Raw genomic sequence first — 18598 nt, 5'->3', positions numbered from 1 at the left:
TGCCTTGTCGCGATCCGGCGCCGACGCTAGGTTCGACGCAGGAAACAGCCATCAAGGGAGCAATCGACATGTCGCCAGCGGAAGCGCGCCTGAAGGAAGTGCCGTCGGATATGAGCGCGGCGGAATGGGAGCAGCGGATCAATCTCGCCGCCTGCTACCGGCTTGTCGCACTCTATGGCTGGGACGATCTGGTCGACACCCACATCTCGGCCCGCGTGCCCGGACCCGAGCATCACTTCCTGATCAACCCCTACGGGCTGATGTTCGACGAGATCACCGCGTCGAGCCTGGTCAAGGTCGACCTCGACGGCAACCAGCTCTCGAAGAGCGACTACAGCATCAACCCGGCCGGCTTCACCATCCATTCGGCGATCCACGAGGTGCGCGAGGACGCCGGCTGTGTGCTCCATCTGCACACCATCGACGGTACAGCAGTGTCGAGCGGCCCCGACGGGCTGCTGCCGCTGAACCAGACCGCGCAGCTCGTCACCCACGATCTCGCCTATCACGACTATGAAGGCATCGCGCTCGATCATGACGAGCGCCCGCGCCTGCAGCGCGATCTCGGCACAAAGAACCACATGCTGCTGCGCAATCACGGCACGCTGACGGTCGGCCGCTCGGTCGCCTCCGCCTTCGAGCGGATGTACCATCTGGAGCGCGCCTGCTCGATGCAGGTGGCGACCCGTGCGCTCGGCCCGATCGCCTACCCGGTCGACCAGCTCGCGATCGACAAGAACACCGAGCTGCTCTCCAACCCGGACCGCGCTGAGCTGCGCTCGACCCAGCTGGTCTGGCCGCCGCTGCTGCGCAAGCTCGACCGGGTCAACCCCGGTTACCGTGATTGAAATTTCACAATCTTCGGGTAGGCTATCCGCCAACACCCTCTGCACTATCGGAATCAAAACGCCGCCCAATTCCGGGCGGCGTTTTCACGTTCGGGGCCTCTCGCCTATTTGGTGTCGGCGAAGGCGGCCAGGATCCGCGCCCAGGAGCGGATGCCCTTGTGGTAGCTCTTCAGATCGTACTTCTCGTTCGGCGAATGGATGTTGTCGTCGTCGAGCCCGAAGCCGACCAGCACGCTGTCGAGGCCGAGCGTGCGCTTGAAGTCGGCGACGATCGGAATCGAGGCGCCGGAGCCGATCAGCAGCGCCTCCTTGCCCCACTCGTCGGTCAGCGCGCGGCGGGCTGCCGCCAGCGGCTTCATGTTCCAGTCGAGCGCGATCGCCGGCGCCGAGGAATGATCGATGAACTCGGCCTTGCAGTCGGCCGGCACGCGCGACTTCACATAATCGCGGAACGCCTGCCGGATCTTCTCGGGATCCTGTCCCTCGACCAGGCGGAACGAGACCTTCGCCGACGCCTCGGCCGCGATTACCGTCTTCGAGCCCTCGCCGGTATAGCCGCCGATGATGCCGTTGATGTCGCAAGTCGGCCGCGATGAGACTTGTTCGATCAGGAGCCGATCCTTTTCGCCGGCGGGCACCGAAAGGCCGATCGGCTTGAGGAAGCTTTCCGGCGTCAGGTTGAGCTGCTTCCACTGCGCCAGGATGTCCGGCGGCAAATCCTTCACGCCGTCGTAGAAACCGGGGATGGTGATGTGGCCGTTGTCGTCATGCAGGCCGCCGAGGATCCGCGTCAGCACCCGGATCGGGTTCTGCGCACCGCCGCCGAACACGCCGGAATGCAGGTCGCGATTGGCGGCCTTGATCTTGACCTCGTCATAGACCAGGCCACGCAGCGAGGTGGTGATCGCCGGCGTGTTGGGGTCCCACATGCCGGTGTCGCAGACCAGCGCGAAGTCGGCCTTGAGCTCGGCCTTGTTCGCCTCGAGGAACGGCACGAAATTCTTCGAGCCGATCTCCTCCTCGCCCTCGATGACGATGGTGATGTCGACCGGCAGCGATCCCGTCACATTCTTCCAGGCGCGGCAGGCCTCGACGAAGGTCATCAACTGTCCCTTGTCGTCCTCGGCGCCGCGCGCGACGATGATCTTGCGTCCATCGGCATGGTCGGTCACGACGGGCTCGAACGGCGGACGATGCCAGAGATTCAAGGGATCGACCGGCTGCACGTCATAGTGACCGTAGAACAGCACGTGCGGGCGCCCGTCGGTCGAGCCATTCAGCTTGCCGACCACGGCCGGATGGCCGGCGGTCGGGCGCACCTCGGTCTTGAAGCCGAGGGTTGCGATATCCTTGGCGAGATGATCGGCGGCCGCCTTGCAGTCGTTGGCAAAGGCCGGATCGGCAGAGATCGATTTGATCCGCAGCAGCGTGAACAGCCGCTCGAGACTGTTGTCGAAATCGGCATCGATGCGGTCGAGAACGGGCTGCAGCTTGGCGTTGGACATCGCGGATATCCTTTTTGTTTGGACATTGCCGACGTTGTAGCGCGGCAACCGGCGAAGGCAAAGCTGGTTGCCTCCGGTCAGGTCGTCGCGATGCTACCTGCGCAGGATTCCGCCGAGCGCGCCGCGCACCAGCGCGCGGCCGATCGAGCCGCCAACCGAACCGCCGACCGACTTGCCGAGATCTGCGACCACGCCGCCGACCACCTTGTCGGTCACCGAGCGCGTGACGTTGCGCGCAATCACCTGCCCGGTCGAGAGCCGGCCGCGCTTGACATTGGTGCCGAAGATCGTGGCGGCGATCGCGCCGATCTCGCCGAGGATGCCGCCACCCCCACCGCCGGCGCCACCCTCGGCCGGCGCCGCAGCACCCGACAAACGCTTCTGGATGATCTCGTAGGCGGATTCGGCGTCGATCGCGGTGTCGTATTTGCCCTTCACCGGGCTCGCATCCATGATCGCCTTGCGCTCCTCCGGCGTGATCGGTCCGATCCGCGCCGACGGCGGCCGCACCATGATCCGCTCGACCATCGACGGCGTGCCGCCGCCCTCGAGGAACGAGACCAGCGCCTCGCCCTTGCCGAGCTCCATGATCACCCGCGCGGTGTCGAGCTTCGGATTGGGCCGGAAGGTCTGCGCGGCCGCGGCGACCGCCTTCTGGTCGCGCGGCGTGAAGGCGCGCAGCGCGTGCTGCACGCGGTTGCCGAGCTGCGCCAGCACCTTGTCCGGCACGTCGATCGGATTCTGCGTGACGAAATAGACACCGACGCCCTTGGAGCGGATCAGTCGCACCACCTGCTCGATCTTGTCCATCAACGCCTTGGGCGCATCGGTAAACAGGAGATGCGCCTCGTCGAAGAAGAACACCAGCTTCGGCTTCGGCAAGTCGCCGGCCTCCGGCAATTCCTCGAACAGTTCCGACAGCATCCAGAGCAGGAACGTGGCGTAAAGCCGCGGGCTCTGCATCAGCTTGTCGGCGACGAGGATATTAACCATGCCGCGCCCGTCGCGGTCGGTCCGCATGAAATCCTTCAAGGTCAGCGCCGGTTCGCCGAAGAATTTTGCGCCGCCCTGGTTCTCGAGCACCAGCAGCTGACGCTGGATCGTTCCGACGGTGGCCTTGGACACGTTGCCGTAGCTCTGCGCGGCCTTGCGGATCGACGCCAACGGGTCCTCGCCGTCGTCGGCGCCCTTCTTGCTGCCGTCGGGCGCGATCGCATCCAGCAGCGCGCGCAGATCCTTCATGTCGATCAGCGTGAGGCCGTTCTCGTCGGCGACGCGGAAGGCAACATTGAGCACGCCCTCCTGCACGTCGTTCAGATCGAGCATCCGCGACAGCAGCAACGGTCCCATCTCTGTGACGGTCGCACGCACCGGATGGCCCTGCTCGCCGAACACATCCCAGAATACGGTCGAGAATTGATCCGCCTGGAAGGTCAAGCCCATTTGCTGGGCCCGCTTCACTATAAAGTCCTTGGCCTCGCCGACTTCAGAGATACCGGAGAGATCGCCTTTGATGTCGGCTGCGAAAACCGGAACACCGGCGCGCGCAAACCCTTCGGCCATGACTTGAAGCGAGACGGTCTTGCCGGTTCCGGTCGCGCCGGTGACGAGGCCATGCCGATTGGCCAGCGCCAGCGTCAACCAGGCTGTCTCCTCGCCCTTGCCGACAAAAATCTTCTCGTCGGTATCGGCCAATTTGTTGTCGGAGGTCGCCATCGCTTCGCCTCTTAACGCAGATTTAAATCGGATCGATCCATTCGAACCGAGGGCATCATATTGCATCTTGCCGTTCGATTGAAACCGTCGGCGGATGCCGGCGTATATTGTCGCGCCAGCAGTTCCTCATATTTTATTCCCGGCAAAGTGACGAAAGGCATTGCGCATTGCGACAAGATGGTGTGAATCCGCCGCTCACTCTTGCAGCGAGGCCACAGTCACGGCGCGATCGAAAAAGAATACGAACTGAAATGCGCGGATCGCTTGTATTTCGTGACACAGGCGCTCAAGATAAATCCTCAAGAACGATACGGCAAAGTCCGGTTGAGGCGGGGCAAGATGGACGAACTGGTTGGACAGCTGGCCGCGAAGGCCGGCATCGATGGCGCTGTCGCTGAAAAAACCATCGGCATCGTTCTGGGTTTCCTCCGTAACGAGGGACCTTCCGACAAAGTTCAGGCTCTGATCGACCAAATCCCCGGCGCCGAAGCGGCAATCGCCGCCTCCAACAACAGCGGTGGTCTATCGCGGTTGATGGGCGGCGGGCTGATGGCTGTCGGCACCCGGCTGATGGCGCTTGGCCTGAGCATGAGTGAAATTCAGAACGTCGCGCGTGAACTTTTCAGGTTCGGTCGCGACAAAATCGGAGCGGATCAAATGGGCGAGATCATCTCGGGGACGCCGGGCCTCAGCCAGTTTGCCTGAAGCACTCTCCCCACGCCCTTGCACGCGCGCTCCCTTCTACCTGCATACGAGTATCATGACATACCCCCTCTCCGAGATCGAAGGCCTGTCCGCCTATTGCGCCACCAAACTGAAATCACAGGGTATCCGCACGACCGACGCGCTGCTTGAAGCCGCCCGCACCGTCAAGGGACGCAAGGCGCTCGCCTCCAAGACCGGGATCAGCGAACAACAACTGCTCGAATGGGCCAACATCTCCGACTATATGCGGATTCCCGGAATGGGTAAGGCGAAGGTCGGCCTGGTCCGCGCCGCCGGCGTTACCACGGTGCGCGAGCTCGCCCATCGCAACCCGTCACGGCTGGCACAGAGCATGAAGGACGCCAACGTGCGGCGGAAGCTCGTCCGCGTGATGCCGTCGGAGAAGTCAGTCGAGCTGCTGATTGAAGAGGCACGCAAGCTGCCTCCCAAAATCACCTATTAGCATCCCCTATTAGCCTGCCTTAACGGCATTCGGCACCGCCGGCGCCGGCCATCATCGCGACACCTTGACTTGCCGCTGCGGTCAGCGCAAAGCCACCGCATGACGGCGATCAAGCCCATAGCGTCGGCGATGACCGGCCCGGCCGTATCAGCTGTGCTGCCGGCGCTGCTGTCGCGGCCCTATCCGGCGGTCATGGGTATCCTGAACGTGACGCCGGATTCGTTCTCCGACGGCGGACAGTTCATCGCACCGGAGCAGGCGCTGGCGCAGGCCCGCAGGCTCGTCGCCGAGGGCGCCGACATCATCGATATCGGCGCGGAATCGACCCGCCCCTACGGCTCGCAGCCGGTCACCGCCGAGGCAGAAATGGCGCGGCTGAAGCCGGTGCTGGCCGAGGTGATCGCGCTCGGCGTACCGGTCTCGATCGACAGCATGAAATCCGAGGTGGTGGCCTGGGCGCTCGACCAGGGCGCCGTGATCGCCAACGACGTCTGGGGCCTGCAACGCGACGCCGGCATGGCGGGCGTCGTCGCTGCACGCGGCGTGCCGGTGATCGTCATGCACAATCGCGAGAGCGCCGATCCTTCGATCGACATCATGCGGGACATCACGGGATTCTTCGAACGCTCGCTTGATATCGCGGCGCGCACCGGCATCGCATCCGACCGGATCGTGCTCGATCCCGGCATCGGCTTCGGCAAGACGCCGGAGCAGAGCATGATCGCGCTGGCGCGCCTCTCCGAGCTCGATGCATTCCACCTGCCGGTGCTGGTCGGCGCCTCGCGCAAGCGCTTCATCAGCACGGTGGTGCCATCGGAGCCGCAACAGCGGATCGGCGGCTCGCTCGCCGCGCACCTGATCGCGGCGCAGAACGGCGCCCGCATCATCCGCGCGCATGACGTCGCCGAAACCGTTCAGGCGCTGCGGGTCGCCGCGGCAATCGAGGGACAGCAATGACCGACACGATCTTCATCTCCGGGATCGTCATCCATGCCCGCCATGGCGTGATGGAACACGAGACCGAGGTCGGACAGCGCTTCGTCATCGACCTCGAGCTCTACACCGACCTCTCGGAATCCTCGCGCACCGACCGCCTCTCCGACACGGTCTCCTATTCCAACGTGGTGGCGACCGCGACGTCGGCCTTCAAGAACACCAATTACAAGCTGCTCGAGCGCGCCGCCGGCGCGGTGGCCGAGGACATCCTGGCGACCTTCCCGCGCGTCAGGGCGGTCAAGGTCACGGTGCACAAGCCGCATGCACCGATCGCGGCGATCTTCGACGATGTCGGCGTGGTGCTGACCCGCTCGCGCCACCCGCTGCCTCACGGTTGACCTGATGGCCGATGTCCTGATCGCACTCGGCGGCAATGTCGGCGATGTCCGCACGACGTTCCGCAAGGCGATCGCCAATATCTGCGGCATGACGCAGGCCGCGCTCGTGGCGCGCTCGTCGGATTACTCGACGCCGCCCTGGGGCGATCAGCAGCAGGATAGCTTCATCAATGCCTGCATCGAGATCGACACCAGCCTCGATCCGCATGCGCTGCTGTTCACGCTGCACAAGATCGAAACCAAATTCGGCCGCGACCGCAAGAACGAGCAGCGCTGGGGGCCGCGCACCCTCGACCTCGACCTGATCGCCTATGACGACGTCACACTCGACAAGCCGGAACTGACGCTGCCGCACCCGCGTCTGTTCGAGCGCGCCTTCGTGCTGGTGCCGCTGGCCGAGATCGCCCCCGACCGCGTCATTGCCGGCCACCGCGTCGCGGATGCGCTGGCAAACGTCTCGACCGACGGTATTTTCCGCCTTGCGGACCTCGATTAAAAGCCGATCCGCCGCAAACAAAAGTTTGGCTTGGCCGCCCGCCCGTGGCAATTTCCGGCCAAATCAAGGGGTCCCCTCGCGGGGCCGGTGAAGGACGATTTGGGCGGATGACGACCTCGACTGACGATTTGCCTCTGGCTTCGGATTTTCCAGCTGCGACCTATGACGACTGGCGCAAGCTGGTCGACGGCGTGCTGAAGGGCGCGCCGTTCGAGAAGCTGGTCGGCAAGACTTATGACGGCCTGAAGATCGATCCGATCTACCGCCGCGCCACCAACGCCAGTCCGCTTCCGGGCCGCGCCGCCGCGATGCCCTGGCAGATCCTGCAACGGGTCGATCATCCCGATGCCGCGCAGGCCAATGCACAGGCCTTGCAGGATCTCGAGAACGGCGCGACCGGCCTCGAATTCGAGTTCGCCGGCGGTCCCGGCACGCGCGGCTTTGGTCTGGCCGACGCCAGCAAGAAGACGCTGGCGCGCGCCTGCGGCGGCGTCCATCTCGATGCCGGCATCATGATTGCGCTCAACCCGGTGATCGGACGCGAGAACGCCGGCGAGACGTTCGCCGACATGGTCGAGGCCCGCAAGCTCGACCCGGCCAAGCTCGACCTGCACTTCAACTATCAGGCGCTCAGCACCATGGCGGTGCGCGGCGCAGCGGCCATCGCCTGGCCGAATTACGAAAAGTCGTTCGGCCAGGTGGTCAACGGCCTGATCAAGCGCGGCTTCAAGGGGCCGTTCGTGCTGGCCGATGGCCGGCCGGTGCATGATGCCGGCGGCTCCGAGGTGCAGGAGCTCGCCTTCACGCTGGCGCTGGGCGTCGCCTATCTGCGGATGCTGGAAGCTGCCGGCATCGACCTCGATGCGGCGCGTGCGGCGATCTCGTTCCGCCTCAGCGCCGATGCCGACCAGTTCCTGACCATGGCGAAATTCCGCGCGCTGCGCCGCCTGTGGGCAAGGATCGAACAGGCCTGCGGCCTCACGCCGAAACCGATCTTCGTCAACGCGCAGACCGCCTGGCGGATGCTGACCCAGCGCGACCCCAATGTGAACATGCTGCGCGCGACGATCGCGACCTTCGCGGCCGGGCTCGGCGGCGCCAACGCGATCACCGTGCTGCCGCACACGCTGGCACTCGGCCTGCCGGATGATTTCGCGCGGCGCGTGGCCCGCAACACGCAGCTCGTGCTGCTCGATGAGTCCAACCTCGCCAAGGTCTCCGATCCCGCGGCCGGCGCCGGCGGCATAGAGACGCTGACCTCGCAGCTCTGCGAGGCGGCGTGGACGTTGTTCCAGGAAATCGAGAAGGCCGGCGGCATCTTCCCCGCGCTCGAACACGGGCTCATCCAGCAGAAGGTCGCCGCAACGCGGGCGCAGCGCGAGACCAACGTGGCGAAGCGGCGCGACATCCTCACCGGCGCCAGCGAATTCCCCAACCTGCACGAAGAAGTCCTCGCAGTGTTGGACGTGAAGCCGTCGGCGCCGATGGCGACGCCTGATGCCAAGGTCAGGTTCGATGCCCTCGCGCCGATGCGGCTCGCCGAGCCGTTCGAGGCGCTGCGCGACAAATCCGACGCCGCATTGAAGGCCCGTGGCGCGCGGCCGAAGATTTTCTTGGCCAATCTCGGCACGCCGGCCGATTTCACGGCCCGCGCCACATTCGCAAAGAGCTTCTTCGAGACCGGCGGGATCGAGGTCATCGACACCGAGGGCTTTGCCGACCCGGCGGCACTCGTCGCGGCCTTCAAGGCCTCGGGCGCCGCGACGGCGTGCATTTGTTCCTCGGACAAGGTCTATGCCGCCAGCGCCACCGAGGCCGCCAGGGCCCTTCACGGCGCCGGAGCAAGGCATATGTATCTGGCAGGGCGGCCCGGTGACCAGGAAGCGGCGCTGCGGGCAGCCGGCATCGGTGAGTTCGTCTTCGCCGGCGGTGATGCGCTGGCGACATTGCGCGACGCCTATCGGCGGATGGAGCAGGCATGACGGCAGAGGCACTAGCAAAACCCGTTCTGACCGGCGGCTGCCAGTGCGGCGCCGTGCGCTTTGCGGTATCCGCGGCACCGAACCGGGTCAGCATCTGCCACTGCCGGATGTGCCAGAAGGCCTCCGGTGCACCGTTCGCCTCCTTCGCCGACATCAACAAGGAGGATTTCGCCTGGACCCGCGGCAAGCCGGCGGCGTTCAAATCCTCCTCGATCGCCGAGCGCGACTTCTGCGCCGCCTGCGGCACGCCGCTCAGCTTCCGGCGGATTGACGGCCCCCGCATCGAGATCATGACCGGCGCCTTCGACCGGCCGGACCGGGTGATCCCGACGCAGCAGTTCGGAACCGAGTCCCGCCACGGCTGGGTGGTCGGCATCGCCAATCTGCCGAGCCAGACCACGATGCAGAATTACGGACCGGAGAAGATGGCGACGATCGTCAGCCATCAGCATCCGGATCATGACTAAGGAAGCCAAGGAATGACCCGCATTCCCAATTTCGCCGATGTCGCCTTCCAGCCCGTTGCCGCGTCGATGCCGGCCGCGAGCACCGAGCCATGGCTGACGCCCGAGGGCATTCCGGTGAAGTCCGCGTACAGCGAGGCCGATCTTGAAGGCATCGACTTCCTCGAGACCTGGCCGGGGATCGCGCCCTATCTGCGCGGGCCCTACCCGACCATGTATGTCAACCAGCCCTGGACCATCCGGCAATATGCCGGGTTCTCCACGGCGGAGGATTCCAACGCGTTCTATCGCCGCAACCTCGCGGCCGGACAGAAGGGCCTGTCGGTCGCGTTCGACCTCGCCACCCATCGCGGCTATGATTCCGATCATCCGCGCGTCTCCGGCGACGTCGGCATGGCCGGTGTCGCGATCGATTCCATCTACGACATGCGCACGCTGTTCGCCGGCATCCCGCTCGACCAGATGAGCGTGTCGATGACCATGAACGGCGCGGTGCTACCGATCCTCGCGCTGTTCGTCGCGGCTGCCGAGGAACAGGGCGTACCGCCGGAGAAACTGTCGGGCACCATTCAGAACGACATTCTCAAAGAGTTCATGGTGCGCAACACCTACATCTATCCGCCGGCGCCCTCGATGCGGATCATCTCCGACATCTTCGCCTACACCTCGCAGCGGATGCCGAAATACAATTCGATTTCGATCTCCGGCTATCACATGCAGGAAGCCGGCGCGACGCAGGACCTCGAGCTCGCCTATACGCTCGCCGACGGCGTCGAATATCTGCGCGCCGGCCTGGCCGCCGGCCTCGACGTCGATCGTTTTGCCCCCCGGCTGTCGTTCTTCTGGGCGATCGGCATGAACTTCTTCATGGAAGTCGCCAAGATGCGCGCCGCGCGGCTGCTGTGGGCCAAGCTGCTCAAGCAGTTCAACCCGAGGGATCCGCGCTCGCTCAGCCTGCGCACGCACTGCCAGACCTCGGGCTGGTCGCTGACCGCGCAGGACGTGTTCAACAATGTGATGCGCACCACGATCGAGGCGATGGCGGCAACGCAAGGCCACACCCAGTCGCTGCACACCAACGCGCTCGACGAGGCCTTGGCGCTGCCGACCGACTTCTCGGCGCGCATCGCCCGCAACACGCAGCTGTTCCTGCAGCAGGAGAGCGGCACCAACCGGATCATCGATCCCTGGGGCGGCTCCTATTATGTCGAGCGGCTGACTCAGGATCTCGCGAAGAAGGCCTGGGGCCACATCCAGGAGGTCGAGGAACTCGGCGGCATGGCCAAGGCGATCGAGGCCGGCGTGCCGAAGCTCAGGATCGAGGAGGCGTCCGCCAAGACCCAGGCGCGGATCGATGCCGGCCGCCAGGCGGTGATCGGCGTCAACAAGTTCAAGCCGGAGAATGAGAAGCCGATCGACGTCCTCAAGGTGGAGAACTCCACCGTACGGCGGCTGCAGATCGACAAGCTCGGTCGGCTGAAGAAGGAGCGCAACCAGAAGGACGTCGATGCGGCGCTGGCCGCGCTGACCCGTTCGGCCGGCGAAGGCAACGGCAATCTGCTGGCGCTGGCGATCGACGCCGCGCGTGCCAAGGCGACCGTCGGCGAGATTTCAGATGCGATGGAGAAAGTGTTCGGCCGCCACCGCGCCGAGATCAAGTCCATCACCGGCGTCTACAAGCGAGAGGCAGCGGCCATGTCCAATAAGGTCGAAAAGGTGCAGGCCCTGATCGATGCGTTCGAGGAGGCCGAAGGCCGCCGCCCGCGCATCCTGGTGGCAAAAATCGGCCAGGACGGCCATGACCGCGGCCAGAAGGTGATCGCGTCCGCCTTCGCCGATGTCGGCTTCGACGTCGATATCGGACCGCTGTTCGCAACCGCCGACGAAGCCGCGCGGCAGGCGGTCGAGAACGACGTCCACATCCTCGGCGTCTCTTCGCTCGCCGCGGCCCATCTCACCGCGGTGCCGGAACTGAAGGCCGCGCTGAAGAAGCACGGCCGCGAGGACATCATGATAATCATCGGCGGCGTGGTGCCGCCGCAGGATTACGACGCGCTCTATGCCGCAGGCGCCGAGGCGATCTTCCCGCCGGGCACCGTGATTTCGGATGCCGCCGAGGAGCTGATCCACAAGCTCAACGCGCGGCTCGGCCATAGCGAGGCGGCGGCGGAGTAGCGCCGCCGCATTCGTCCCCTCCCATCTGGAGTTTTCCATGCGCGCCGCTCGCTTGATGACGCCTGCCCGCATCATGGGCCTTGCCGCCCTGCTGGCAGGCCTCTGCCTGCCGGCGCTTGCCGCCGATCCAAAGCCCGACGCCACCATCAAGAACGCGAGCATCGAGGCCAGCGTCTATCTCGACGACAAGATCAAGTCAGATGGCGCACTGGCGGCCGATTGCCTCGCCGAAGGCAAGAAGTGGATCGACAAGAACGCTGCTGAGGCGGCGACCGATCGCAAACAGGAGCCCGACCTGTTCAAGGAACGCGGCGGCTATTCGTTCGAGCGCAAATATTCGGTACGCTCGGTCGTGGACGGCCGCTATGTCAGCGTGCTGCGCGACGACTACATGAACACGCTGGGCGCGCATCCGAACTCCGACGTCAACACCATCCTGTGGGACACAACGGAGAAGAAGCGCATCAGCATCCGCCCGTTCTTCACCGAGACTGCCGACAACGGCCCGACCCTGACAGCGATGCGCAAGGCCGTCGTCAGCGCCCTGAACACCGAGAAGAAGCGGCGCGGCACCGGCGAGACGGCAACCGCCGAGTGGTACAAGGAGCTGAAGCCGACCCTGCTCAAGATCGGCGCCGTGACGCTGGCGCCGTCGACCGTGTCGGGCAAGAGCTCCGGCCTCACTTTCCACTACCCGCCTTACGCCGTCGGCCCCTACGCCGAAGGCCAGTACGTGATCTTCGTGCCGTGGGAGACGCTGAAGCCGTATCTGACACCGGAAGGCGCAAAGATCTTCGCCGGCGCGCGGCCGAAGGGCGACGCGGACGAGCCGCAATAGGCTCATCAATCAAGCCTTTTCATCAACAAGGCCTGCCGATGCCGATCCGCGTTCCCCTCGCCTGCAATGGCCGGCCGTTGTAAAGCAGGACCATGATCGCATCGAAACCTGCCTCTTCCGACATCCGTGCCCTCGCCCGTGACCTCCGCGCCGGCCACCGCGCGGCGCTGGCGCGGGCGATCACGCTGGTGGAGAGCCGGCGCGGCGATCACCAGGCCTCGCGCGCGAGCTGGTGCAGATGCTGCTGCCCGACACCGGCAAGGCGGTGCGGGTCGGCATCACCGGTTCGCCCGGCGTCGGCAAGTCGACCACCATCGATGCGCTCGGCATGTTCCTGATCGAGCGCGGCCACAAGGTCGCGGTGCTGGCGGTCGATCCCTCTTCGGCGCGCACCGGCGGCTCGATCCTCGGCGACAAGACGCGGATGGCGCGGCTTGCGGTGTCCGATCAGGCCTTCATCCGGCCCTCGCCCTCTTCCGGCACGCTCGGCGGCGTCGCGGCGAAAACCCGTGAGGCGATGCTGCTCTGCGAGGCGGCCGGCTTCGACGTCGTGCTGATCGAGACCGTCGGCATCGGCCAGTCCGAGACCGCAGTCTGCGACATGACCGATTTCTTCCTGGCGCTGATGCTGCCGGGTGCCGGCGACGAGTTGCAGGGCATCAAAAAGGGCCTCGTCGAGCTCGCCGACATGATCGCGATCAACAAGGCCGACGGCGACAACCTCAAGCGCGCCAACCTTGCCGCCGCCGACTATCGCAGCGCGCTGCACATCCTCGCGCCACGCTCCGAGCACTGGCATCCGCCGGTCGAGACCTATTCCGCGCTGACCGGCGCCGGGCTCGACAAGCTCTGGCAGACGATCCTCGACCACCGCACCGCGATGAACGCCTCGGGCGAGTTCGCAGAACGCCGCCGCGAGCAGCAGGTGAAGTGGATGTGGTCGATGCTGGAAAGCCGGATGATGGCGCGGCTGCGCTCGGACGCCGCGATCCGCGCCAAGGTGAAGAAGATGGAGGCCGAGGTCGCCGCCGGCCGCATCTCGCCCGCGGTCGCCGCCGAGCAGATCGCGGAGATGCTGCATTGAGCGGCCGACTGCGCATCCTGCTCACCGGCTTCGGACCGTTCCCGGGTGCGCCGTTCAACCCCACCATGCCATTGGTGAAGCGCTTGACCGCGCTGCGCCGCCCGGCCTTCGACGACATTGCACTGACGAGCCACATCTTCGACGTCACTTACGCGGCCGTCGACCGCGAACTGCCGGAGCTGATCGCAAGCCATCGCCCGCATGCGCTGTTGATGTTCGGCCTCGCCGGCCGCACGTCCTATCTGCGGATCGAAAGTCGCGCCCGCAACGCGGTGACGACGCGTTTCCCCGATGCCGGCCGCCAGCACGCGCGCAAGGGCTCGATCACTGATGGCGCCGACGCCCAGCTGTTCGGACCGCACAGCGAAAAACTGCTGCGCGCGGCGCTCGCCACCGGCATCGACGCACGCGCATCGCGCGACGCCGGCAGCTATCTCTGCAACTATCTGAGCTGGCGCGCGATCGAGGCCGTGAACGGCGACAACTGCCTGCACCTCGCGCAATTCGTCCACATCCCGCCGCTCGCGCATGACGGAACGGCCGCGACCGGCAAACCATCGATCACGCTGGACGCACTCGTCGATGCCGGCGAGGCCATGCTGCTGGAGCTGGTGAAACTGACCCGGCAGGCCGCGCGTGCCGACAGTGTTCTCACGAACCGGAACGCCGCGGATCGCGGCTTCGCGTGAGGTCAGCCGTTCTGCGATCTAAGCAAGGTCCATCCTTCCATCAACCTTTGTGTATTCATCTTCTGTGAGCCAGAACATGGCGTCTTGGTAAGAGCTCGTTGTGTGGCAGATTGACTTCTCGCCGGGGTCATAAATATCGAATGACGATCCAGATTTATCCGAAAGCAAAATCAGGACGTAAGGGGGACGGGCGGTGTCATCAACCCAGACTTCATACCATGCATGCTCGTTCATTGACCGGGACCTGTTCTGGGAATGACTTGAAGACGGAAACGCACACAGGCCATGCCCGCACTTGCGGGCATCCAGTACGCCGCGGCCTCTCAGTTCATTTACTGGCGTCTCTGGAATGCTGGATCACCCGCCTTCGCGGGTGATACCACCGAATAAGCTGTTTGACATCTGAATCCCGGTTCTCACCCCGTTATTGCGAGCGAAGCGAAGCAATCCATTTCGACACATGCGGAGAAATGGATTGCTTCGACGCTATCGCTTCTCGCAATGACGGCGGAGAGCCATCCGCTCCACCCGCGATTAACCCTACCGCCAACAATCGCCTAGCTGCGGCCGCGTGTTCACCATGCCGCGCCGCGTTTCGCGCTAACACTCGACCCGCGAACGTCATCGCTCGCCAATGTTTGCGAGGGCCATGCCCATGGACGTCAACCGCCGCCACCTGATCGGAGCATCCGCCGCCGGAGTCGCCGGCGCGCTGGCGATGTCGCCGGACGCGGCGCGCGCGGCGCAATCTGCCGGCTCGCTCGGCCGCGACGTCACGCAATATGGCGTGCGCCCCGGCAGCCCCGACGACCAGACCCGCAACCTGCAACGCGCGATCGATGACGCCGCGCGCGCGCAGGTGCCGCTGGCATTCCCGCCCGGCGTCTACCGCAGCAGCCCGTTGCGGCTTGCACCCGGCAGCCAGCTGATCGGCGTGCGCGGCGCCAGCCGGCTGGTGTTCAACGGCGGCGCCTCGCTGCTGGAAGCCGAAGGCGCCGGCGGCATCGTCCTGATGGGCCTTTCTTTCGATGGCGGCAGCATCCCGCTGCCGGCACGGCGCGGCCTCGTGCATTGCCTGTCCGGGCGCGACATCCGCATCACCGATTGCCAGTTTATCGGCAGCGGCGGCGCCGGCATCTGGTTCGAACAGATGTCGGGCGACGTCAGCAACAACATCTTCGCGGGTATCGCATCGACCGCGCTGGTTTCGTTCGACGCGCTGGGCCTGATGGTCGCGCGCAACACCATCAAAGGTACCAACGACAACGGCATCGAGATCCTGCGAAGTGCGATCGGCGACGACGGCTCGATCGTCGCCGACAACCGCATCGAGGACATCAAGGCCGGCCCCGGCGGCTCCGGGCAGTACGGCAACGCCATCAACGCGTTCCGCGCCGGCAACGTGATCGTGCGCGGCAACCGCATCAGCAACTGCGACTTCTCGGCGGTGCGCGGCAATTCGGCCTCCAACATCCACATCACGGACAACAGCGTCAGCAATGTCCGCGAGGTCGCGCTCTATTCGGAGTTCTCGTTCGAGGCCGCCGTGATCGCCAACAACACCGTCGACGGCGCCTCGATCGGCGTCTCCGTGTGCAATTTCAACGAAGGTGGCCGGATCGCGGTGGTCCAGGGCAACATCATCCGCAACCTGCTGCCGAAGCGCCCTGTCGGCACCGACCCGAACGACGGCGCCGGCATCGGCATCTATGTCGAGGCGGACAGCACCGTCACCGGCAACGTGATCGAGAGCGCGCCGACCTTCGGCATCGTCGCCGGCTGGGGCAAGTATCTGCGCGACGTCGCCATTACCGGCAATGTGATCCGCAAGGCATTGGTCGGCATCGGCGTCTCGGTGGTGCCGGGCGCAGGCTCCGCACTGATCAACAACAACATGATCGCGGAAACCCCTGGCGGCGCGGTGATCGGTCTCGACCACGCGCGTCCCGTCACGTCAGATCTGTCAACATCCGGCGCCCAGCAATATGCACAGCTCGTGGTCGGCGCCAACGCGGTGCGGCGCTAGCGCGAGGCCCCGGTCGGCCCCATCCAGCGGTGGACGAAGCCGATGCAGAGAACGGCGAGCATCGCCGCGGCCAGCGCCGCCGCGCAATTCACAACGGACAGCAATCTGAAGACGTCCGACGCCGACATGTCCCAGTCAGGCGTCCTCGTCATGAACGAATACAGCAGGAAGCCGGTCAACAAGACGGCACCGATGCAGCTGGCGATGAGAACGACGTCAAGCCTGCCGAGCAGGCCGGGATCGGAGACCTGCCAGCACCGGTAGAGCGTGTAGACCACGATGACGGCAATGCCGGCCGGCAAGGTGACGAAGATGGAAATCAATCCAGCCAGCTGACCAGTGAACTCTACGATCGACACGACGACAGCCGTTGTCAGCGCGATATTCAGGAAGCGCCTCGTGACTTGATTGATCGCGCGCATCCCCGCGGCGCTGCGGTAATCCGCAAAATTCGCGCCGAGTGGCAGGCCGAGCTGCCGGAGTGCCACGGCTGCCAGCGCCAGACCGAAAACAATGCCGGGGATCGCCGCCGGGATCATCAGGGCGAACGAATGTGTGGCAAGGAACGCCAACGTAGCCGAGCCGAAGCCACCGAAGGCTGCTATGACAATGATGTAGGGCATGGCAACGGCCGCGCTGGTCGAGTTCACGATCAGCCGGACTATTCGCAGCAGCGCTTAACAATCCGCCTTAGAGAAAACCTCGCTCTCTCGGAAATGCCGGCAGCCGCGACCAAGGGTCGCGGACCCCTTCGGCCTAGAGCGCGTTGCGCAGCAGCGGATAGCGTCGCTGGATGGTGTCGAGATCGAGCACCGGCGGCGGCATCACCGGAGGGGGCATCTCCAGCGGCGGTGCGTCGGCGACGACGGGCGGCTGGTCGAGCACTTCGGCCGCCGTTTCCAGCGCGGCGGCAACCGCGGTCATCGCGGCCTCCGCCAGGGCCGCAGCCTCCGCGCGGCGCTGCGGCAGCGGCGAGAGATCGGGCGGTGGCAGCTTCGACTTGCCACGGCCGAGCCAGGACAGGTCGATCGGCGAATTGTCGAGTGAGGCTTCGCGGGTCAGCAATTCCCGCCAGATGTCGACAGCGGCGCGGGCTTCCCTGATGTTCTCGAGAAAGGCCTGCTCGCTGTGATAGCGGCGCCAGCGTCCGGTCTCGAACAGCTCGTTGAGGTGCTCCAGCCTTTGCTCGGCGAGGTTGCACCAGCGCGCAACAATCTCCTGGCCTCTGGCCACGTCGGTCCGATGTGTCATTGAATTTGCCCGCAGGGAAAGAAACGGACGCAGACGCAACCGAACCGAATCAACTGGACGTGACACTGATATTCTGTGGAAAAGGTAAATAAAGTCTAACTAAATTCTTAATCGACGGCGGGCGATCAAAGAATTCCGCTCTACTACGGAGTTTCTTGCTCGAACCTTCGTCAAGTCATCGACTTGCATGATGGCGATGCGCGCCGCTTCGATTTACTGCGCAGCCGAATGATCCACAGCAAATCGGCGCGGCCATCGCACGCTGTCATACCGTCACGATCACACAGTCCAGCGCAGCATGCGCGGCTCCGTTCGGCCTGTCCGTCATCCGTGAGGCATCCCCAAAATGAAAGACCCGTCCGGGGGGACAACCGGACGGGTCAAAGCCATATGGGCGCTTGGGGTGGATGGGCGCTCGCGCCTGATATAGCCGGGGAGGGATAAACCGCTCCCACACACATAAGTCGTGAGAGGAAGGCCGACGTTCAAATCGTCGGCGATTTTTTTAACCTTTCGTCGCCCGGTTCCATCGCACCGTTGCCGGCGTCCGGCGCCGAAAATCACTGTGCAGCCCGATGATTTGCAGCGGAATCATCAGATGCGACCGACGGCGCGCCTTCGTTCAACGCGCGGCTCACGGAAGTGTTATTGCCGTCCGGCGCCGGCGCGGGCTGCGGCGGATTGTCCACGGCCGACGCGACGGGCGCGCTGGTCGCCGCCATCACCGCGGCAAGCGCATCCGCCTCCCCGGCCCCGAACAGATCGTCGCGCCCAGGTGTCCCGAGATCGCGGGCCGTGCTGGTCAGGATGCTTCTCACCTGGGCAGGCTTCAAAGCCGGACTGCGCTCCAGCACCAGCGCCGCGATGCCGCTGACGAACGCGGCCGAAAACGAGGTGCCCGACATCAGCTGGTACTTGCCGTCCGGCACCGGCACGAGAATGTCGCGCCCGGCGCCGCCAGCGCGATATGGCTGCCGCGGTTCGATGCCGCCATGAGCCGTCCGCCGGCATCGATCCCGCTC

At 65.0% G+C, this 18598-nt stretch carries 18 protein-coding genes and 1 pseudogene; 13 read left to right on the top strand and 6 right to left on the bottom strand.

What is annotated here, in order from left to right; all coding sequences use genetic code 11:
- The first annotated feature begins 68 nt into the window (after nt 1–68).
- Nucleotides 69–848 (top strand): class II aldolase/adducin family protein, encoded by a 780-nt coding sequence (locus tag ALC15_RS04635; RefSeq protein WP_050626260.1) that lies wholly within the window; start codon nt 69–71, stop codon nt 846–848.
- Nucleotides 849–952: 104 nt separating this feature from the next.
- Here the strand turns inward: ALC15_RS04635 and ALC15_RS04630 are convergent, their stop codons facing one another.
- Together ALC15_RS04630 and ALC15_RS04625 are read right to left on the bottom strand one after the other, a co-directional pair.
- The gene (locus ALC15_RS04630) at nt 953–2353 is read right to left on the bottom strand and encodes a M20/M25/M40 family metallo-hydrolase (protein ID WP_050626259.1); all 1401 of its coding nucleotides are present in this window, start codon (nt 2351–2353) and stop codon (nt 953–955) included.
- A 93-nt stretch (nt 2354–2446) separates the two neighbouring features.
- Nucleotides 2447–4069, bottom strand: coding sequence for a helicase HerA-like domain-containing protein (locus tag ALC15_RS04625; RefSeq protein ID WP_050626258.1), 1623 nt, complete (start codon nt 4067–4069; stop codon nt 2447–2449).
- 339 nt (nt 4070–4408) lie between these two features.
- On the opposite strand from ALC15_RS04625, the gene ALC15_RS04620 reads away from it, so the two are divergent.
- The 11 genes and pseudogenes from ALC15_RS04620 to ALC15_RS04570 all read left to right on the top strand — a co-directional run bounded on the left by ALC15_RS04620 (nt 4409) and on the right by ALC15_RS04570 (nt 14299).
- Complete coding sequence (locus tag ALC15_RS04620; protein ID WP_016841849.1) at nt 4409–4774, top strand: hypothetical protein; 366 nt, start codon at nt 4409–4411, stop codon at nt 4772–4774.
- A gap of 55 nt (nt 4775–4829) precedes the next feature.
- Nucleotides 4830–5237: a DUF4332 domain-containing protein gene (locus tag ALC15_RS04615; RefSeq protein ID WP_050626257.1), complete on the top strand. Its 408-nt coding sequence runs from the start codon at nt 4830–4832 to the stop codon at nt 5235–5237.
- Nucleotides 5238–5336: 99 nt separating this feature from the next.
- Nucleotides 5337–6194: a dihydropteroate synthase gene (gene folP, locus ALC15_RS04610; protein WP_050626332.1), complete on the top strand. Its 858-nt coding sequence runs from the start codon at nt 5337–5339 to the stop codon at nt 6192–6194.
- Nucleotides 6191–6571 (top strand): dihydroneopterin aldolase, encoded by a 381-nt coding sequence (gene folB, locus ALC15_RS04605; protein WP_050626256.1) that lies wholly within the window; start codon nt 6191–6193, stop codon nt 6569–6571. The genes folP and folB overlap by 4 nt, the downstream gene beginning before the upstream one ends.
- Nucleotides 6572–6575: 4 nt before the next feature.
- The gene (gene folK, locus ALC15_RS04600; protein ID WP_050626255.1) at nt 6576–7067 is read left to right on the top strand and encodes a 2-amino-4-hydroxy-6-hydroxymethyldihydropteridine diphosphokinase; all 492 of its coding nucleotides are present in this window, start codon (nt 6576–6578) and stop codon (nt 7065–7067) included.
- Between the two features lie 107 nt (nt 7068–7174).
- A complete protein-coding gene (locus tag ALC15_RS04595) occupies nt 7175–9049 on the top strand; it encodes a methylmalonyl-CoA mutase family protein (RefSeq protein WP_050626254.1) in 1875 nt (624 codons plus the stop codon).
- Nucleotides 9046–9516 (top strand): GFA family protein, encoded by a 471-nt coding sequence (locus ALC15_RS04590; RefSeq protein WP_050626253.1) that lies wholly within the window; start codon nt 9046–9048, stop codon nt 9514–9516. The genes ALC15_RS04595 and ALC15_RS04590 overlap by 4 nt, the downstream gene beginning before the upstream one ends.
- 12 nt (nt 9517–9528) lie before the next feature.
- Nucleotides 9529–11688: a methylmalonyl-CoA mutase gene (scpA, locus tag ALC15_RS04585; protein WP_050626252.1), complete on the top strand. Its 2160-nt coding sequence runs from the start codon at nt 9529–9531 to the stop codon at nt 11686–11688.
- Between the two features lie 73 nt (nt 11689–11761).
- Complete coding sequence (locus tag ALC15_RS04580; RefSeq protein WP_430649142.1) at nt 11762–12526, top strand: RsiV family protein; 765 nt, start codon at nt 11762–11764, stop codon at nt 12524–12526.
- Nucleotides 12527–12618: 92 nt separating this feature from the next.
- Nucleotides 12619–13610: pseudogene (meaB, locus tag ALC15_RS04575) on the top strand (methylmalonyl Co-A mutase-associated GTPase MeaB).
- Nucleotides 13607–14299 carry a pyroglutamyl-peptidase I gene (locus tag ALC15_RS04570; protein WP_050626251.1) on the top strand — a complete coding sequence of 231 codons (693 nt, stop codon included), beginning with the start codon at nt 13607–13609 and terminating at the stop codon, nt 14297–14299. The pseudogene meaB and the gene ALC15_RS04570 overlap by 4 nt, the downstream one beginning before the upstream one ends.
- A gap of 18 nt (nt 14300–14317) precedes the next feature.
- On the opposite strand, the gene ALC15_RS45400 is transcribed toward ALC15_RS04570, so the two are convergent.
- Complete coding sequence (locus tag ALC15_RS45400) at nt 14318–14533, bottom strand: hypothetical protein (RefSeq protein WP_094193666.1); 216 nt, start codon at nt 14531–14533, stop codon at nt 14318–14320.
- Between the two features lie 421 nt (nt 14534–14954).
- Between ALC15_RS45400 and ALC15_RS04565 the strand changes: the two genes are divergently transcribed.
- Nucleotides 14955–16325, top strand: coding sequence for a TIGR03808 family TAT-translocated repetitive protein (locus ALC15_RS04565; protein ID WP_050626250.1), 1371 nt, complete (start codon nt 14955–14957; stop codon nt 16323–16325).
- Here the strand turns inward: ALC15_RS04565 and ALC15_RS04560 are convergent.
- The 3 genes from ALC15_RS04560 to ALC15_RS47820 form a co-directional block, all read right to left on the bottom strand.
- Nucleotides 16322–16975, bottom strand: coding sequence for a hypothetical protein (locus ALC15_RS04560; RefSeq protein WP_050626249.1), 654 nt, complete (start codon nt 16973–16975; stop codon nt 16322–16324). The two genes, ALC15_RS04565 and ALC15_RS04560, sit on opposite strands and share 4 nt — an antisense overlap.
- 106 nt (nt 16976–17081) lie before the next feature.
- The gene (locus ALC15_RS04555) at nt 17082–17576 is read right to left on the bottom strand and encodes a TIGR03809 family protein (RefSeq protein WP_050626248.1); all 495 of its coding nucleotides are present in this window, start codon (nt 17574–17576) and stop codon (nt 17082–17084) included.
- Between the two features lie 560 nt (nt 17577–18136).
- Nucleotides 18137–18511 carry a S8 family serine peptidase gene (locus ALC15_RS47820; RefSeq protein WP_430649138.1) on the bottom strand — a complete coding sequence of 125 codons (375 nt, stop codon included), beginning with the start codon at nt 18509–18511 and terminating at the stop codon, nt 18137–18139.
- Nucleotides 18512–18598 lie beyond the last annotated feature (87 nt).

Origin of the sequence: Bradyrhizobium viridifuturi, assembly GCF_001238275.1 — a bacterium.
Classification (GTDB): domain Bacteria; phylum Pseudomonadota; class Alphaproteobacteria; order Rhizobiales; family Xanthobacteraceae; genus Bradyrhizobium; species Bradyrhizobium viridifuturi.
Note: the sequence above shows the minus strand (reverse complement) of the source record. Positions and strands in the feature narration are given on the sequence as shown.

Bases quoted from the DNA above. Each gene is read 5' to 3' on its own strand.
- ALC15_RS04635 (WP_050626260.1), top strand. From the start codon at position 69: ATGTCGCCAGCGGAAGCGCGCCTGAAGGAAGTGCCGTCGGATATGAGC.
- ALC15_RS04630 (WP_050626259.1), bottom strand. From the start codon at position 2,353: ATGTCCAACGCCAAGCTGCAGCCCGTTCTCGACCGCATCGATGCCGAT.
- ALC15_RS04625 (WP_050626258.1), bottom strand. From the start codon at position 4,069: ATGGCGACCTCCGACAACAAATTGGCCGATACCGACGAGAAGATTTTT.
- ALC15_RS04620 (WP_016841849.1), top strand. From the start codon at position 4,409: ATGGACGAACTGGTTGGACAGCTGGCCGCGAAGGCCGGCATCGATGGC.
- ALC15_RS04615 (WP_050626257.1), top strand. From the start codon at position 4,830: ATGACATACCCCCTCTCCGAGATCGAAGGCCTGTCCGCCTATTGCGCC.
- folP (WP_050626332.1), top strand. From the start codon at position 5,337: ATGACGGCGATCAAGCCCATAGCGTCGGCGATGACCGGCCCGGCCGTA.
- folB (WP_050626256.1), top strand. From the start codon at position 6,191: ATGACCGACACGATCTTCATCTCCGGGATCGTCATCCATGCCCGCCAT.
- folK (WP_050626255.1), top strand. From the start codon at position 6,576: ATGGCCGATGTCCTGATCGCACTCGGCGGCAATGTCGGCGATGTCCGC.
- ALC15_RS04595 (WP_050626254.1), top strand. From the start codon at position 7,175: ATGACGACCTCGACTGACGATTTGCCTCTGGCTTCGGATTTTCCAGCT.
- ALC15_RS04590 (WP_050626253.1), top strand. From the start codon at position 9,046: ATGACGGCAGAGGCACTAGCAAAACCCGTTCTGACCGGCGGCTGCCAG.
- scpA (WP_050626252.1), top strand. From the start codon at position 9,529: ATGACCCGCATTCCCAATTTCGCCGATGTCGCCTTCCAGCCCGTTGCC.
- ALC15_RS04580 (WP_430649142.1), top strand. From the start codon at position 11,762: ATGGGCCTTGCCGCCCTGCTGGCAGGCCTCTGCCTGCCGGCGCTTGCC.
- ALC15_RS45400 (WP_094193666.1), bottom strand. From the start codon at position 14,533: ATGAACGAGCATGCATGGTATGAAGTCTGGGTTGATGACACCGCCCGT.
- ALC15_RS04565 (WP_050626250.1), top strand. From the start codon at position 14,955: ATGGACGTCAACCGCCGCCACCTGATCGGAGCATCCGCCGCCGGAGTC.
- ALC15_RS04555 (WP_050626248.1), bottom strand. From the start codon at position 17,576: ATGACACATCGGACCGACGTGGCCAGAGGCCAGGAGATTGTTGCGCGC.